The following is a 15,323-nucleotide window of genomic DNA, read 5'->3' as shown; positions in this document are numbered from 1 at the left end:
TGAGGAAAACCTAGCCAATCGATCCGTATGGTGGCGAGAACCGAATTGTCAGCGATTGTAAACTAGTAACCGATAGCTTAAACGGCCCATGTCCGAACTAAAACTCAACGAGGACCCAGGACGACGGTCAAATGCGACATGCGTTTTTGAATAATCGTCGCCATACCGCGGCTTATCGGTCGCAGGCGTTTCATCCGCGGACCCTCATCAACGGTGGCGGTCACCACGTGCAATTCCGACGGATCTAAATCTTGCCGATCCTGTGCATTAGCAAGGGCGCTGGCGATGACCTTCTCGATCATGCGTGCGGAGCGGTGCGGAAGCCCCTTGAGAACGGCCAGGGCCTCGTCTACCTGTCGCCCTCGAACGGTATCCATGATCCGCCGGGCCTTTCGCGGGCTAATGCGGGCATAACGGTACACCGCTCGATAAGACCGATCAAATTCAACCATGTCGCCACCCGCCAATAAATAATTACAATTACTCAGTGCGACTCAATAAATTCGAACAACCAAAACGTTCGGCCGTGTGAAAACAATAATTGTATTATCGCTTGCCCTTGCCGCCGTGACCGCGAAACACTCGTGTGGGGGCGAATTCGCCGAGTCGATGGCCGACCATCTCCTCGGTGACGAATACCTTCACGTGCATCTTGCCATTGTGCACCATGAACGTATGTCCGACGAATTCGGGCACGATCATACACGCCCTGGCCCAGGTCTTGATCGGTTCCTTGCGTCCCGTCGCGTTCAGCTTTTCCACCTTGGTGAACAGCTTGGCGTCAACGTAGGGACCCTTCTTCAGTGATCGACCCATGACTGCTACGCCGCCTTATTCCCGAGTCGCAATCCGCAATTCGAATACCCAAACCGCAATGTTGCATTCACAACACAAAGAAAACGCCGAAATCTTACCGAATCGGCACCTGACCGTAACGGACGGATCGACGCCGCCGGACGATCGCCTTATTGGAGGGCTTTCCTCGCTTCCGAGTGTATCCGCCCTTTGCCGGTTTACCGGTCGGACTGCACGGATGACGTCCGCCTTTGGTCCGGCCCTCTCCTCCGCCGAGCGGATGGTCGATCGGATTCATCGCCGTGCCCCGAACGTGAGGCTTGCGCCCCTTCCAGCGACGGCGTCCGGCCTTCCCGAGCCTTACTCCCTCATGATCCGGATTACTGACGGCCCCAATGGTCGCGCGGCATTTCGCGGGCACGCGCCGGATCTCGCCGCTGGGCATGATCAATTGCGCCCAATCGGAATCTCGAGCCGAAAGCGTAGCCGAGCAACCGGCGGAACGGCACAGTGCGCCGCCGCGGCCGGGTTGTAACTCGACATTGTGGATTTGAAGCCCCAGCGGGATCTCCGAAAGCGGCAGGCAGTTCCCGACCTTGGCCGGAGCTCTAGAACCGCTCTGGACGATGTCGTCTACTTTTAGCCCCTGCGGAGCGATGATGTAGCGCTTTTCGCCGTCCCTGTAAACCAACAGCGCGATTCTGGCACTTCGGTTAGGGTCGTATTCGATCGACTGCACCCGGGCGGGAATACCATCCTTATTTCGGCGGAAGTCGATCAAACGATACATTCGCTTGTGACCTCCCCCGCGATGTCGGCACGTAATAACCCCCTGGTTATTGCGACCGCCCTTCTTGCGCAGCGGAACCAAAAGGCTCTTTTCCGGCTCCACGCCCGGTGTCAATTCGGAAAAATCGGAGACCGATGCTCCGCGACGTCCAGGCGAGGTAGGTTTATAGTATTTAATACCCATGACTTATGGCCCAGTCTACAAACGTCTGCTCCAGAGCCTCCGGGATACGGCCGCGCCGGACAACCCATCTCGACAAACGGTTCCGCCGATTAGAATAGATTGATTCGATACTCGGAATCCAGCGTCACGACCGCCTTCTTCCATTGTCGAGTTGCGCCGCTTCGCATCCTCACCCGACGAACTTTGCCTCGCCGGTTCTGAATATTCACTCGAACGACTTTGACGTCGAAAAGCTCTTCCACGGCCTTTCGCACATCCGCTTTACCAGCCAAAACATTGACCTCGAAGGCGTATTGATTCAATCGCTCCGCCTTATGAACGCTCTTTTCCGAGATCAGCGGCCGTAGAATGACCTGATGGGGCTGCAGCCCGGTCAATTCAGGCTTGGGGGGATTTCGAAGCATGGCTACGCTCCTACCTTTCCGGCGGTCTCACCATTCTGGACCGCGACCTTGGCTCGAAACACGTCCAAAGCGGCTCGCGTCATGAGCACCTGCTTCGGCCGCAAAATCTCGAAGGCGTTTAGGTCGCTCACCGGCAAAACCTGAACTCGATCAATATTGCGAATGCTCTTATACACGGTAGGGTTGTAACCTTCGATCGCTACCAACAGGCGTTTTCCAACCAAATTCAACCGCGATAAAATCGCAAAAGCATCGCGGGTCTTGGGTTGGTCGAACGAGAGTTCATCCAGCAGGACGACCTCGCCGTCTGCTATTCTTCCTGCAAGGGCCATCCGCGTCGCCTTGCGAAGGGCTTTGACCGGCAGACGGTACGACCAGTCTTGGGGACGCTTCGGGTGGGCCCGACCGCCGCCGCGACGCACCGGCGTGCGGCGATTACCGGCCCTGGCACGGCCCGTGCCCTTCTGCCGGTACAGCTTGCGCGTGGATCCCGCGGTCTCGGAGCGGTTCTTGCACTTTGCCGTCCCCTGCCTCCGGTTGGCGAGGTACATAATGACCGCGTCATGCAGAAGCTGTTTATTGATGGTCGGCGCGAGTTCGGCAGGGTCGATTTCGTAGACATCGACCTGCTTCCCTTCGCGATTGTATACCGGCAAGCTTACCATCTTTGACCCGCCTCTATTCGCTGTCGGCCTACCGCCGCGTAATCGTACTGGATCGCCCGAAACGCCCCGGCTACCAAGCAAGCTATTCAACCTCGGGACTAACCGAACCTTTAACTCAGTCCGTATGTCTTATTATTTGATTGACTTTCAAACCCATCCGCCGATTGCGACTACTTTCGATTTTTTGTGAGCGACGTTTAACGTTTGGCTTCGACAGGACTGGGAAACTCAACGCGTCAGCCGACCTTGTTGCTAGGACGGATAACGACAAAACCGCCGTTCGGACCGGGAATCGCCCCCCGAATCACGAGCAAATGGGATTCAGGATCGATCTTGACAACCTTGAGATTCCGTACGGTACGACGAACATTGCCGTATTGACCAGCCATTTTGCGGCCCGGTATGACGCGACCCGGACTGGTATTGCAACCCGTGCCGCCGGGATGACGATGGACCTTTTTCACGCCATGAGTGGCTCGTTGGCCGCTAAATCCGTGTCGCCTCATGACACCGGAAAATCCTCGCCCTTTCGTGGTTCCGGTGACGTCGACGGCGGAAATGCCAAGGAAGATATCGACCGACAAGACTTGGCCGACGGAAAACCCATCGCCGGAGACGCGGAATTCGCGAATGAACCGTTTGGGTTCGCAGTTGGCTTTAGGGACGGACTGAAGCCCGGCGGCGGATCGCCTCCGCTGGGCCTTGCTATCCAACTGTGCGACGTGACCGCGTTCTGCACGCGAGGCCCGATGGCGAGGGATATCGAGATACCCCAGTTGAACGGCTTCGTAACCGTCGCGTTCGGGGGTGCGAATCTGCAAGATGTTGCAAGGACCGGCTTGAACGACCGTTACGGGAACGGATCGCCCCTGTTCATCGAAAATCTGAGTCATGCCGACCTTGCGGCCAAGAATTCCGATCGCCATCGCTATTCGCCTTATTGCCACGTCGCTTCTCGGGACCTTCGACCAAGAGTGCCGGTCGCCGTTACCCGAGAAACATCCACGTCATATCGAATCCCGGTAGCTAACGCCCAGGCGTAAAAGCGTTGCCGCTCTTACCGAGCCGTTGCCTTAATTTTGATGTCAACTCCCGCAGGCAGATTCAGCTTGTTGAGTGCGTCGATCGTCTTGGGCGTAGCCTCAAGAATGTCGATCAGGCGCCGGTGCGTGCGAATCTCGAACTGTTGGCGCGCCTTCTTGTCCACGTGAGGACTGGAAAGCACGGTGTATCGTTCAACCCGAGTCGGCAATGGGATGGGGCCGTGGACCTTGGAATTCGATCGTAGAACGGTGTCCACGATGTCCTTCGCGCTCTGGTCGAGGACCATGTGGTCGTACGCTTCCATTCGAATGCGAATGATCTCGTTGAACGGTGCCGACACGAGCACTCTCCTTGGTCACCCAATCCCACGTTTTCAAAGAAATTCGCCGCATCTCCAAGCGGGAAATTCTGATTCTAGGTGCTGACGGTTTGTGCGTCAATGGGAGGGGCCTGCGAGAAAAAATCGAAGGCCGAACCCATTCGTCATCGCCCGCCCAAAGGGGTTGGAATCAGAAGCAGCAGGAAGCGGCCGGGCGTCGACGGCGGAACTCTCAAGGCGGCGCCCAAATCCCGAAGCCGTGCCGTTTCTCGCAGTCCGTCACCCACCGATCTCAGTCGCGGGAAAAACGGTAACTCTCCATTAAAACAGCGTATCGCAGTCCCTGCAAACCCCTCTTGAGGTGGTAGGTGGTAGGCAACTGGGGACGGATCGTCGATCTCAAGGGAGGACGGGACATCGGGCCACTCGCACCGCCCTTCCTGATAGAGGCATCTTGTGATGGCCCTTATGGTTTCGGACCCTTATCGCCGGGCAAATCGGCTTGATCTTGCAAGTACGTACGACCGCGGTAAAAGAATGCCGTCGGTACGAACAGGAAGGCCATGACCAGCATGCATATCACGAAAAACCAGTAGTAACCGGATCCCGCCAAGAGGCCGCCGGGTTGATCCGCACCGGTTATGCGGAGGGCCTGATTCACTCCAGCGGTGAAAACATTGCCCAAAGACACGGAAAGCAGATATAGGCCCATCACTAGGGATTTCATCGTGCGCGGGGCTTGGGTGTAGGAGAACTCGAGGCAGGTGATGGAAACCAGAACCTCCGCCGATGTGAGAATGACGTACGCGGCGAGTTGCCATCCGATACCGGGCCGTCCTCCGCCTTGGATGATGTGTTCTGCGAAGGCCGGTAACGAAAAAGAAATCGCCGCCAAGAATAGGCCGGTTCCCACGCGGCGAAGCGGGGTGAAATCGAAGAATTGGCTGCAAAGCGGATAGATTCCGTACGTAAAGGCGGGCACCAAGACGAGGATCAGTACGGGATTGATCGCCTGAATTTGAGCGGAATCCCATTCCCAGCCCAAGAATTGGCGATCCATGCGTTCCGCTTGGAGCACCCAAGCGGATCCGGACTGATCAAACAAGGCCCAAAACATGGCCACGAACAGATACAGGGGTATCAAACGGAGAACCGCTTTCAGCCCGTCGCCTTGGAAGAGTTCCCGGACGAAGTTTCGACCGCCGGGCGGGATGTGCGCGAATTTGGCTCTTCCAAGGAAAAAAGACAGCGTCGCCACAGCCATTAGCAAGCCGGGGATTGCGAACGCCAAACCGGGGCCGTAATGGCGTAAAAGCGTGGGGGTGACCAACGTGGAACCGGCGGCCCCGAGGTTGATTGCCAGGTAAAACCAAGAAAACACCTCGCTCAAGCGGTGTTGATTAGCTTGGCCGAATTGATCGCCAACGTGCGCGGAAACGCACGATTTGATGCCTCCGGAACCGATGGAAATGAGTCCTAGACCCAAGAAGAGCCCAAGCCGTGTTTCGTCCCATGCCAGGGCAACATGCCCCGCGCAATAGACCAAAGACAAGCCGACGATGGTGTTGTACTTGCCCCACAGGATGTCGGCCAGCAGTGCGCCGAGGATCGGGAAAAAGTACACGCCGGCGTTGAACAAATGGTAGTAGAACTTGGCCTCCGATTCCGGCATCGGTTGCGCGTGCCCTCCGAAGCCCAACAGGTATTGCGTCATGAAGATGACGAGAATCGCCCGCATCCCGTAGAAACTGAATCGCTCCGCTGCTTCGTTTCCGATGATGTACGGGATACCCGGAGGCAGACCTGTTGTGGGAATGGGAGTCGTGGGGTAGTCGGGGCGGCTAAACCAAGCTCGCATCCCGGTTTTGGCGCGTTGATGCATGGTACGTCCGGACGCTTTCCAAGCAAGTGTAAAGCGGAATTGCGGCGTGTGTGACACGCCGGGCGTTGCATATCTGCGGAGCGTTCGTGCCGGGCAGGTCCGCGCTACTCCGCACAACAAAACGTGGTAATTGGAAATGCCGATTGCAACTGGGAATCGCCGAAGGGTTGTCAAATCGGTAGACGGCGGAAAGGGTCGCTTTGCGCGAGGCGCCGCACACCATATAATAACGGCAAAGCACGGGCGGTGTATCCGGCTCTGCATCGCACCGTGTTGACGGATCGGCAACCGTTGGTACGTCGTGCGGGTTTTGTCGGCAGCGTCCGCAAAAGAGTGTCACTGGCGATTAGGACTGTATGATCGCAACGCCGCAGTCGGTGTCTGACGGGGGGATATGCGGCGTCGCCGGCCTGATTGGCAAGCGACGGTAAGCGTTACGGCGAGAGTAAACGGTCGTTTATCGGGTCCCCGTGGCTCAATTGGATAGAGCGTCGGCCTCCGGAGCCGAAGGTTACAGGTTCGAGTCCTGTCGGGGACGCTTTCAAGCGGGTTGGCCTAGCTTTTCCGTCTCACGAGCATTTCAGCTTGCGGCCTCGTGATATGACGCGGCGAGGCTGAATCGCGCAACAAAAAACGGCCGCCATTCACGCGGCCGTTTCCCCCCTCACGCGTTTTCCGCTAGTCTGTAGGTTTCTCGGGTATGCGTTCGGCGTCGCCGCGCATGCCGATCGCGACATGGCGATGCTCAGGGATCGAAGGTGCTTTCGCTTCGATTGAGCAGGACGGCGGCACGCCCCTTTTTCCGAGGATTTTTCCGAGGATGCTTCGCGTCACGCCTCGGTCAGCGGATCCGTCGAGCGCGGACGCTCAGCGGTCCCCTAGATGATACCGCCGTGGGTGCGGTAGGGCGTCATGTGGTCGGGTGCATCGAGCATCCATGCCCGTTCCCATTCGTCAATGAAAAGCCGCAAGCCCTCCGACGTAAAGATCATCTGCTGAACGCGCCGATTGGGATCGGCCGAGTAGATGGGAATGACGCAACCCACGGCACTGCTTACCAAGAGCGCTAGAACGACGCCGAGTAGCAGCTTTTGCATGACATCCTCCATGACCCTGACTTGGGCCGCCGCTTCTCCGCGACGCCCCGGGACGGCCTTGTTGTCTCGTTCCACCCGCGCCGCATGAAGGCGCGACCGATTCCCCGTGCCTGAGAGCTAACTCCCTTCCGGGTGCGGCACTTGGGAACTGTGTGTGACGATCCACCGATGAGAAAAGAAGGATGATTTCGGCGGCGGTCTTACTTCCCTGCGGAGAGGTATTTCGGAGACCACGTTCGACGATCGCCCCGCGAACCGTCAGCCATGTCATGCCGGGGCATTCCATAAGCGCTGCGCCGCTCGCGCGTCATCTTCGCAAGGACGCGGAACAGGGCCGTTTTAGCGCCGACACAACCGGTCGGTTGCAGACTTCCGAAGTTTACTCCGCGGCTTTGCGCCGAGCGGGTACCCCGGATTCGCTGCGTTGGCTTGCGGCCGAGCGGTAGGCTTGTCGCAATCGCCGAGCCATCTCTTTTCCCGGCTTGAATCGCACCGCGACTTTTTCGGGGACCTGAACAGGGTCGCCGGTCACGGGATTCCTTGCCTTTCGAGGCTTTCGGACATGCACCCGAAACACCCCAAAATTCCGCAATTGAACTTCACGGTCCTCGACCAAGATGTCGATGATCGCATCCAGCGTCATCTGAACCACCCGTTTGGTGGTGGTCTGTTTCAAATCCAATTTTTTGGAAATTTCCCGCACGATGTCTTTCTTGGTCACGAGTCCGAACTCCGCCGGCAAGAGAAGGTTTGCTGTTGACATGATCCTGAGCGAACGGTGCAAGTTTAGGCGCCACAAGACTTAATGTCAAGGACGCCTTGCATGTTGCGCTCGCGATCGGACAGCCGGCACTTGCCTAGGCGGACCGTCACACACAGCTCCCAGTTGCCAAAGAGCGAGCCTGTTCGGCGATCGGATCCGGTACCCGGTCGGACTCAGACCCATCGCGTTAACAGGCATTTCGCTTACAACCTGTATCGGCCGAATAATTGGAATAATTCAGCCCGTTTCCGCGTATTCTTCCCGGATGCTGCCCTTGGATGGACGCTGAGCGCGCTGCGGCAGGTCGGAACCGCGTGGGCCGAGTTCCGCACAAAGACCGAATCAAATGTCGATCACGCGACGCAAGTCTTCAATCGACTCGCAAGAGAATAGCTCGCCCTTGCCGCAACCCGGACAGGTTCGGCAGACGTCATCCCAATCTTTGGGACGACGGAGGTTCGAGTTCCAGAACGGAAAAGTGCGACACTGTCGTGGGCGGATTGGGTAGATTTGGCAAGATCGAGAAATTGGATCAAGAAAGATGCAGTCACCGTTGGGACGCTCGTTCAGGCTTCTTTCGCGGTGCGTTTCGCGGGTGAATTGCGAGATGAACTCCTGGGTTTCCAGACCGAGGTGTTGTGCGATCCGGGCGATTTCCTCGTCGTTCACGTAGACGTATCCCGGTTGCCCTGAGCAACAGTACCCGCATCCGGTGCAGGAAAATCGCAAGCCCTGGGAATACCATTTCCTTCGTGACATGGTCCGTAGCCTCGAAAGTCTCGGACGTCGGCCGACCGCTGCCGTTCCGCCAAACGACCGGTCACCGGAAGACAAAGCGGAGGGGGCCGACGGCGGCATGCCGTTATTGAGGAGTCGTCACAGGATGAAGCGACTCAGGTCCTCGTCCTTGATGATCTCGCTGAGCTTCGATTGCACAAAGGATCGGTCGATGGTCACCCTGCCCGTTAGCGCATCGGGGACGTCGAAACTGATTTCTTCGAGCAGACGCTCCATGACTGTGTACAATCGCCGTGCCCCGATGTTTTGCGTGGTCTGGTTCACATAATAGGCTGATTCAGCGACGGCCTCGATCGCGCCTTCCGCAAATATCAGTTCGACGCCCTCGGTCGCAAGCAGTGCTTGATACTGCTTGATGAGGGAATTCTTCGGCTCGGTCAAGATTCGCAGGAAGTCTTCCTTGGTGAGGTCTTCCAGTTCCACGCGAATCGGGAATCTCCCTTGCAATTCCGGCATGAGATCGCTCGGTTTGGAGCGGTGAAACGCTCCGGCGGCAATGAAGAGGATGTGATCCGTGCGGACCTGGCCGTAGCGGGTTTGAACAGTGGTGCCTTCAACGACCGGCAACAGATCGCGTTGTACTCCCTCCCGCGAGACGTCGGGACCTTCCCCACCGTGCCCCGCCGTGATCTTGTCGATTTCGTCCAGGAATACGATGCCCGAATTCTCGGCTAACTCCACGGCCAAGGAGTGCACCTTATCTTCATCGATCAGAGCTTCGGCCTCTTGCGAGGCGAGAATCTCCTTGGCCTGTGCCACGGTCGCTTCACGGCGCTGAGTGCCGCGCGAAGACAGCAATTTCCCGAACATGGACTGCAAATCCAAATCGAACTGCTCTCCTCCCGGCCCACCGAAAAACAAGGGAGTCTGCTTTTTTTCAACTTCGATTTCGATAAGACGGTCGTCCAATGCTCCACTGCGAAGCAGTTCCAACATGGCGGCACGAGCTTTCTCGCGCCGCCGCCGCGGCGACACGTCGTCGGGACTCTCGTCCGCGGAATCCTCGGCATCGTCCGTTTGCTGTAGCAGTATCTGTACCAATCGTTTTTCCGCCTTGCGCTCGGCCTCTTCTCGCACTTTCTCCAATTCCTGCGAGCGGACCAGGAATACGGCGTTTTCCACGAGTTCGCGAATCATCGATTCCACGTCGCGCCCGACATAGCCGACTTCCGTAAACTTCGTCGCCTCGACCTTGACGAAGGGGGCGCCGGTCAATTTGGCCAAACGTCGAGCGATTTCCGTCTTGCCCACTCCGGTGGGACCGACCATCAGGATATTCTTCGGCGCCACCTCGTTTCTCATGTCGGGCGGGAGTTGTTGTCGACGGTAACGATTGCGTATTGCGACCGCCACCGCCCGTTTCGCCGCGGACTGCCCGATGATGTATTTATCCAACTCCGCGACGATTTGATGCGGTGTCATGGTCGGCACGGAAGTTCCTCCACCTGAATCTGCGCGTTCGTGTAAACGTCGATCTCGGCGGCAATGGCGAGCGATTGTTGAACGATTTCCTTGGCCGACAGGGAGGTCGTGCGGATCAGCGCCTTGGCGGCAGCCAGCGCATACGGTCCTCCCGAGCCGATTCCCAGCACTCCGTCCGAGGGTTGCAATACGTCACCCGTTCCGGAGATCAACAGTGTGTATTTGGCATCCACGGCGATCAACATCGCCTCGAGACGCCGCAGGATGCGATCAGTTCGCCATTCCTTGGCCAATTCCGTAGCCGCTCGCGGCAAGTTGTTGGGATGGTCCTTCAGCTTGGCCTCGAATCGCTCCAAGAGCGAAAATGCGTCGGCGGTGGCGCCGGCAAAGCCGGTCAGCACTTTTCCTTCGGCCAAACGACGGATCTTCGCGGCGTCGGGCTTCAGGATGGTGTTTCCAAAAGTGACCTGGCCGTCGGCCCCCAATGCCACTGCGTCCTTCAGGCGGACGGTGAGAACGGTGGTTCTTCTCCACTCCACGGAAAGGTTCTCCGAATGATCTGCGAAGACTTGCGCCGGAATGATGCGATGGGCGCAAGCACGCAACCGGCGGCGATGCGCTATCCTTCTCGACGGCAGCCATGAAATCGCGATCAGCGCTTCAAATCGCGTTTGGCGTCGGCCTGAAACTGCTCCCAGGCCTCTTCCCAAAGGGTTTGAAGTCGGGTCGCTCGATCGGGAAACTCGCCGACAAGATTGTGCGATTCCCCGCGGTCCTCTTGCAGGTTGTACAATTCCCACGGTTCGTCACGCGCAGCGACCAGTTTCCAATCTCCCACACGAATGGCGCGGTTGCCCTCGTGCAACCACCAAAGGTAGTCGTGGCCGACGGTGCCGTCCTGCGCGAACAATGGGACCATGCTTTTGCCGGGCAACGCCGGGCGAAGCATTCCTCCCCACTCCTTTGGAGGCTCAATGCCGGCCAGTTCCAAGACGGTGGGCACGACGTCGATGAAGTGAACGGGAGTGTGCCGCAATTCCCCGGCATCCGAAATACCACGCGGCCAATGTGCGATGAGCGGCGTGGAAATACCGCCCTCGTGGACCCAAGTCTTGTGCCGCCGAAACGGTGTGTTCGCGGCACTGGACCAGCCCGGTCCTAAGCACAAGAATGTCTTTCCGCTGCCGGCGGGGGCGTTCGGGTCGTGGCCGTCGCCCCGTACCATGATCTCCGCGCTCGCCCCGTTGTCGGAGGCAAAGAGAATCAGCGTGTCGTTCCAAGCTCCCATCTCGTTCAGTTGTTGGAGGACCCGGCCGATATTCTGATCCATGCGGTCGACCATCGCCGCGTGAACCGCCATCTTGGTGGCTTGGAACGCCTGTTGTTCCGGGGTCAGGTCATTCCAGGGAAACGGCTTTGAGACCTCGGCCGATCCCAACTTCTCGTAGGCATCCGGGAAGAAATACGGCGGGCCTAATTGCAATTCCATGGCGGGCGGTTGATTGCTGACCAGTCCCAACTCCAACAACCGTCGCCCTCGCGACTCTTGAATCCGATTCCAGCCCTGCCGGTAGGTATCGCGATACCGTGCAATGACCTCCTCCGGGGCCTGTAGTGGGAAATGAGGGGATGTGAAGCACAGATATAGGAAGAACGGTTGCTTGGCATAGGCACGCTGGTGTTCCTGCAGCATTTCAATCGCATGTTGAGCGATGGCGTCCGTCGTGTAGAAACCGTCGGCCTCGCCCGGTTGCGGCAACGGTCGTCCGTCCAAGTCGTGCCGTTTCGGTGTGAAGAACCGGTCATGGTCGTCCAATTCATAGCTGTGATCGAAGCCGCAAGCCAAGGGTTGCTGATCGATGTGCCATTTTCCGGAATGATAGTTGCGATACTCCTTGCTGCGGAGCAGTTCCGGCAGCAGCGGCGCCCAAGCCGGGCGCGTGCCCTGGCCGCCCGTTTTGGGGACGCCCGGGACCGTATCGCGACGAACCTGCTGAGCGTAATACCCGGTCATGATCGCCGCGCGGGACGGCCAGCATCGCGCCGTGTTGTAACACTGCGTGAACCTCAACCCGTGGGCGGCAAGCCGATCCAAGTTGGGCGTCTGAATTTCCCCGCCGTAGCAGCCCAGATCCGAGTACCCCATGTCATCGGCGAGAATCACGACCACGTTAGGCGGTCGCTGCGCTTCGGCGGCAAGCGAGGGCGGCGTTGACCGAAATAACATCGCCGCAAGTGCGGCCAGCGCCGTAGATGCACGCAAGAGGTAAACGCGAAGCCTAGGACCAGAAAACGAGCGATCGTAATTCATGAACGAACCTCCCTATCTAGGCTGGATGGTCATCGGGGTACCCGTCGTGGGGAATGCAACCGAACGAAAGACGAAGGCGTTCGAGAGCGGTGACGCGGGGCCATTCTTGTCGCGCTAGGCTGCGAGTCTTTCAATCGTTTGCCTCCCACGGTCCCACCGCCACGGAGGCGTGACACGAAAACGGATAGCGCTGAATGAGACGGTTCACATCCTCCAGCGTCACCGCCTCCACCAATCTAAGCTTTTCCTTGACGGTTTGGTAGGACTGAAAGAGCAGCCACTTCAAACCGAGGCTGAACAAACGATTTCGCGGACGCTCCCCGGCCAGCACCGTCCGCGTGAATATCTTGCGTTTGGCGCGTTGCAGTTCCTCTTCGGTGATCCCGTCACTTTCCAAAACGCGAATCACATTCTGCAATCGCTTGAGGTTCTCGGAAAACAAATCCTCGCTGCAACTCAGCATCAGCCCGAACACTCCGGCGTCCTCGTGTTCGGAAAACGTGAGCGAAGCCGATTCCGCCATCCCGGAGTCCACGAATTCCCAAAACAATCTGCTGCCGGAATCATCGCCGACGATGCCCGCCAGGAGATGCGCCGCGAAACGCTCTTCGCTATACCCGGTCGGTCCCTCTGACAATTGGATCAGATATTCGTGCGACGCCGAAGGTTTGGGGGAGACGTGAAACCCGTAGGCCGGTTCCAATGGATACAGCATGCGATCGGTATCCCATGGCTCCCATTCGCTGCAAAAGGTTTCGGCCTGACGCACGAGGGCGTCGAAATCGACGCGTCCTGCCGCGGCTAGTACCATGTTGTTTGGGGCGTATAGCCGCTGATGATACGCGCGCATTTGCTCCACGGTGAGCGCCCCTACGCTTTCGGGCGTGCCTAGAACGCTGCGGCCGAGGGGATGCTGGGCGAAGTATCTTGCGCGGCATAAATCGTCGGCGCCGAACGGCGGTTCGTCCAAATACATGCGGATCTCTTCCAGAATCACCTGCTTCTCGCGGTCGAACTCATCCGTGGGAAAGACCGGGCGCATCAACTCGGCCAGAAGGCGGCACGCGGCCTCTTGGAACTCGGGCAAGACCGCGGCGAAATAGACGGTCGCGTCCTCGCTGGTGAATGCGTTGTACGCCGCTCCGATGCGATCGAAGGCCAAATTGACTTCTTCCGCCGTCATCGTCGGCGTGCCCTTGAACGCCATATGCTCCAAGAAATGGCTGACGCCCGCCGATTCCGCGGGTTCGTCACGCGATCCGGCGCGGACGAAAAAGCCGATCCCCAACGTGTAGGCTTCCGGATAGCACTCGGCGATCAGTTGCAAACCGTTAGGTAGCGTGTGCTTCAAGCACGTCACGCGGCACCTCCAAAGGCTGCGGTCCGACGGTAACGATGGTAAAGGACCGTGGGGGATTCTTTCGCAGGAACTGATTGAGGGTGGTCGTCGTCAGCCCGCGAATGCGACGGTCGATCTCGGCCAGAGGACGCGTTCGGCCCAGCAAGTGCCAATCGGTCACAACGGCCGCGCTGCGTGCTGCGCTGGATTCCTGGTGCATGACAAGACCGGTTCGAAACTGCGACTTGAGACGATCCAATTCCTCCTCCAAAACGCCGTCCTTCAGCCGAACCAATTCGCGCAGCAGGACGTTCAACGTCTCTTGAGCCCGTTCGGCGGTCGTTCCGGAGTAACAGAGGACGGCTCCCATTCCGGGACGTACCCGGTGCGACGCATGCACGCTGTAGCACAATCCTCTCTTGTCTCGGATTTCGGTAAACAGGCGGGCGCTCATGCCGCCGCTCAACACTCCCACGGCGCCGACAGCCTCGAAATACTGCGCGTGATCGTAGGCGACGCTGGGGTACGCCACCGCGATGTGAGTTTGCTGAGACGGATACTCGACATGGGCCACGACGGCTTCTTGCGGTGTCGCGACGACGGCAAGAGGCTCCCGACTCTGCCAATCGGCGAGCCAATCACCGACGCGGTCGCGCAATTGATCCCAATCGAACTTTCCGGCGACGCCTAAGATCGTACCGTTGGGCCGGAAATGCCGCTCAAAATGGTCGCGCACTTCCGCCAAAGTTACGGCCCGGACATGATCCACTTCGCCCTCGTTCGGGCGATTGAAGGGAATGGGGAAGAATCGGCGTCGCAACTCGCGGCGTGCCAAATCCGCCGGGTCGTCCTCCACGGAGAGGATATCCTGCAACAGACCTTGCCGGGCGTTTTCCAATTCTTCCTTCGGCAATCGCGGACGCCGAAGAACGTCCGAAAAAATCTGGAGCGCCTGCGGAAGGACATCGGCCGCACAGGCCCCGGTGAAGCGGATGTGGAACGTGCCTACCGCCTCGCTCCACTCCACCCCCAGCGATTCCAGGTCACTGATGAAACGGCGATTATCGCGGTCGCCGGCACCGCGCAAGCACATTTCGCACGTAACCGAGGCGAGACCGGAACGATCGACCGGGTCCCAACCGCTGCCGGCGGGTACGGCGATCGTGAAGGCCGCCGACTCCACCCAAGGCATCGGCTCCCCCAGCAAAGTCAATCCATTCGTGTAGCGATGAACAAGGGTGCCTAGATCAGATGAGGAAATCACCGGACTCCTTCTCCGACTAGATAACGGATCGTTGAGAGACTCGCCGGACCGCGTTCGTGCGACCTCGGACGGCTGAAACTTCAGAATACGGACGCGAGGCTGGTCTGTAAACGGGCCAGGGTGTCTCGAGAACTTGCATGAACGCATCCTTCCCGAAGCTACCCAAGCCGCACGTCACGGCGGTCCGTTTCTTGTTGCAAGCGAGACGGCCGACACGTAGAATCCGTGCAGTCGCGAGGCGGCTTTA

16 protein-coding genes and 1 tRNA gene are annotated in these 15,323 nt (G+C 58.4%); 1 reads left to right on the top strand and 16 read right to left on the bottom strand.

What is annotated here, in order from left to right; translation table 11 throughout:
- Positions 1 to 104: 104 nt before the first annotated feature.
- The 8 genes from rplV to ACYQ6J_RS00775 form a co-directional block, all read right to left on the bottom strand.
- Positions 105 to 452, bottom strand: coding sequence for a 50S ribosomal protein L22 (rplV, locus tag ACYQ6J_RS00810; RefSeq protein ID WP_460182289.1), 348 nt, complete (start codon positions 450 to 452; stop codon positions 105 to 107).
- A gap of 94 nt (positions 453 to 546) precedes the next feature.
- The gene (gene rpsS / locus ACYQ6J_RS00805) at positions 547 to 816 is read right to left on the bottom strand and encodes a 30S ribosomal protein S19 (RefSeq protein WP_460182288.1); all 270 of its coding nucleotides are present in this window, start codon (positions 814 to 816) and stop codon (positions 547 to 549) included.
- Positions 817 to 910: 94 nt separating this feature from the next.
- Complete coding sequence (gene rplB / locus ACYQ6J_RS00800; protein ID WP_460182287.1) at positions 911 to 1,768, bottom strand: 50S ribosomal protein L2; 858 nt, start codon at positions 1,766 to 1,768, stop codon at positions 911 to 913.
- Positions 1,769 to 1,857: 89 nt separating this feature from the next.
- Positions 1,858 to 2,172: a 50S ribosomal protein L23 gene (gene rplW, locus ACYQ6J_RS00795; RefSeq protein WP_460182286.1), complete on the bottom strand. Its 315-nt coding sequence runs from the start codon at positions 2,170 to 2,172 to the stop codon at positions 1,858 to 1,860.
- 2 nt (positions 2,173 to 2,174) lie between these two features.
- A complete protein-coding gene (gene rplD / locus ACYQ6J_RS00790; protein WP_460182285.1) occupies positions 2,175 to 2,837 on the bottom strand; it encodes a 50S ribosomal protein L4 in 663 nt (220 codons plus the stop codon).
- Positions 2,838 to 3,073: 236 nt separating this feature from the next.
- The gene (gene rplC / locus ACYQ6J_RS00785) at positions 3,074 to 3,763 is read right to left on the bottom strand and encodes a 50S ribosomal protein L3 (protein ID WP_460182284.1); all 690 of its coding nucleotides are present in this window, start codon (positions 3,761 to 3,763) and stop codon (positions 3,074 to 3,076) included.
- Positions 3,764 to 3,894: 131 nt separating this feature from the next.
- Positions 3,895 to 4,221 (bottom strand): 30S ribosomal protein S10, encoded by a 327-nt coding sequence (gene rpsJ / locus ACYQ6J_RS00780; protein WP_460182283.1) that lies wholly within the window; start codon positions 4,219 to 4,221, stop codon positions 3,895 to 3,897.
- Between the two features lie 445 nt (positions 4,222 to 4,666).
- Entirely contained in the window at positions 4,667 to 6,058 is a 1,392-nt protein-coding gene (locus ACYQ6J_RS00775) for a POT family MFS transporter (RefSeq protein ID WP_460182282.1), read from the bottom strand.
- A gap of 488 nt (positions 6,059 to 6,546) precedes the next feature.
- Here ACYQ6J_RS00775 and ACYQ6J_RS00770 point away from each other — a divergent pair.
- A tRNA-Arg gene (locus ACYQ6J_RS00770) sits at positions 6,547 to 6,620 on the top strand.
- Positions 6,621 to 6,960: 340 nt separating this feature from the next.
- Here the strand turns inward: ACYQ6J_RS00770 and ACYQ6J_RS00765 are convergent.
- From ACYQ6J_RS00765 to ACYQ6J_RS00730, 8 genes are all read right to left on the bottom strand, one after another.
- A complete protein-coding gene (locus tag ACYQ6J_RS00765) occupies positions 6,961 to 7,179 on the bottom strand; it encodes a hypothetical protein (RefSeq protein WP_460182281.1) in 219 nt (72 codons plus the stop codon).
- Between the two features lie 379 nt (positions 7,180 to 7,558).
- Positions 7,559 to 7,900, bottom strand: coding sequence for an HU family DNA-binding protein (locus tag ACYQ6J_RS00760; protein WP_460182280.1), 342 nt, complete (start codon positions 7,898 to 7,900; stop codon positions 7,559 to 7,561).
- A gap of 384 nt (positions 7,901 to 8,284) precedes the next feature.
- Positions 8,285 to 8,701 (bottom strand): YkgJ family cysteine cluster protein, encoded by a 417-nt coding sequence (locus ACYQ6J_RS00755; protein ID WP_460182279.1) that lies wholly within the window; start codon positions 8,699 to 8,701, stop codon positions 8,285 to 8,287.
- A 117-nt stretch (positions 8,702 to 8,818) separates the two neighbouring features.
- Entirely contained in the window at positions 8,819 to 10,162 is a 1,344-nt protein-coding gene (hslU, locus tag ACYQ6J_RS00750; protein WP_460183293.1) for an ATP-dependent protease ATPase subunit HslU, read from the bottom strand.
- Positions 10,159 to 10,701, bottom strand: coding sequence for an ATP-dependent protease subunit HslV (hslV, locus tag ACYQ6J_RS00745; protein ID WP_460182278.1), 543 nt, complete (start codon positions 10,699 to 10,701; stop codon positions 10,159 to 10,161). The genes hslU and hslV overlap by 4 nt, the downstream gene beginning before the upstream one ends.
- 113 nt (positions 10,702 to 10,814) lie before the next feature.
- Entirely contained in the window at positions 10,815 to 12,473 is a 1,659-nt protein-coding gene (locus ACYQ6J_RS00740; RefSeq protein ID WP_460182277.1) for an arylsulfatase, read from the bottom strand.
- Between the two features lie 130 nt (positions 12,474 to 12,603).
- Positions 12,604 to 13,833 (bottom strand): M16 family metallopeptidase, encoded by a 1,230-nt coding sequence (locus ACYQ6J_RS00735; protein WP_460182276.1) that lies wholly within the window; start codon positions 13,831 to 13,833, stop codon positions 12,604 to 12,606.
- Entirely contained in the window at positions 13,805 to 15,076 is a 1,272-nt protein-coding gene (locus ACYQ6J_RS00730) for a M16 family metallopeptidase (protein ID WP_460182275.1), read from the bottom strand. Before ACYQ6J_RS00730 ends, ACYQ6J_RS00735 begins: the two co-directional genes overlap by 29 nt.
- Positions 15,077 to 15,323 lie beyond the last annotated feature (247 nt).

It is taken from the genome of Thermopirellula anaerolimosa, assembly GCF_054657335.1.
The sequence above is the reverse complement of the archived record's forward strand: the minus strand, read 5'-3'. Positions and strand labels throughout refer to the sequence as shown.

Coding starts and splice junctions, on each gene's coding strand:
- rplV (WP_460182289.1), bottom strand. CDS start 452: ATGGTTGAATTTGATCGGTCTTATCGAGCGGTGTACCGTTATGCCCGC.
- rpsS (WP_460182288.1), bottom strand. CDS start 816: ATGGGTCGATCACTGAAGAAGGGTCCCTACGTTGACGCCAAGCTGTTC.
- rplB (WP_460182287.1), bottom strand. CDS start 1,768: ATGGGTATTAAATACTATAAACCTACCTCGCCTGGACGTCGCGGAGCA.
- rplW (WP_460182286.1), bottom strand. CDS start 2,172: ATGCTTCGAAATCCCCCCAAGCCTGAATTGACCGGGCTGCAGCCCCAT.
- rplD (WP_460182285.1), bottom strand. CDS start 2,837: ATGGTAAGCTTGCCGGTATACAATCGCGAAGGGAAGCAGGTCGATGTC.
- rplC (WP_460182284.1), bottom strand. CDS start 3,763: ATGGCGATCGGAATTCTTGGCCGCAAGGTCGGCATGACTCAGATTTTC.
- ACYQ6J_RS00775 (WP_460182282.1), bottom strand. CDS start 6,058: ATGCGAGCTTGGTTTAGCCGCCCCGACTACCCCACGACTCCCATTCCC.
- ACYQ6J_RS00765 (WP_460182281.1), bottom strand. CDS start 7,179: ATGCAAAAGCTGCTACTCGGCGTCGTTCTAGCGCTCTTGGTAAGCAGT.
- ACYQ6J_RS00755 (WP_460182279.1), bottom strand. CDS start 8,701: ATGTCACGAAGGAAATGGTATTCCCAGGGCTTGCGATTTTCCTGCACC.
- hslU (WP_460183293.1), bottom strand. CDS start 10,162: ATGACACCGCATCAAATCGTCGCGGAGTTGGATAAATACATCATCGGG.
- ACYQ6J_RS00740 (WP_460182277.1), bottom strand. CDS start 12,473: ATGAATTACGATCGCTCGTTTTCTGGTCCTAGGCTTCGCGTTTACCTC.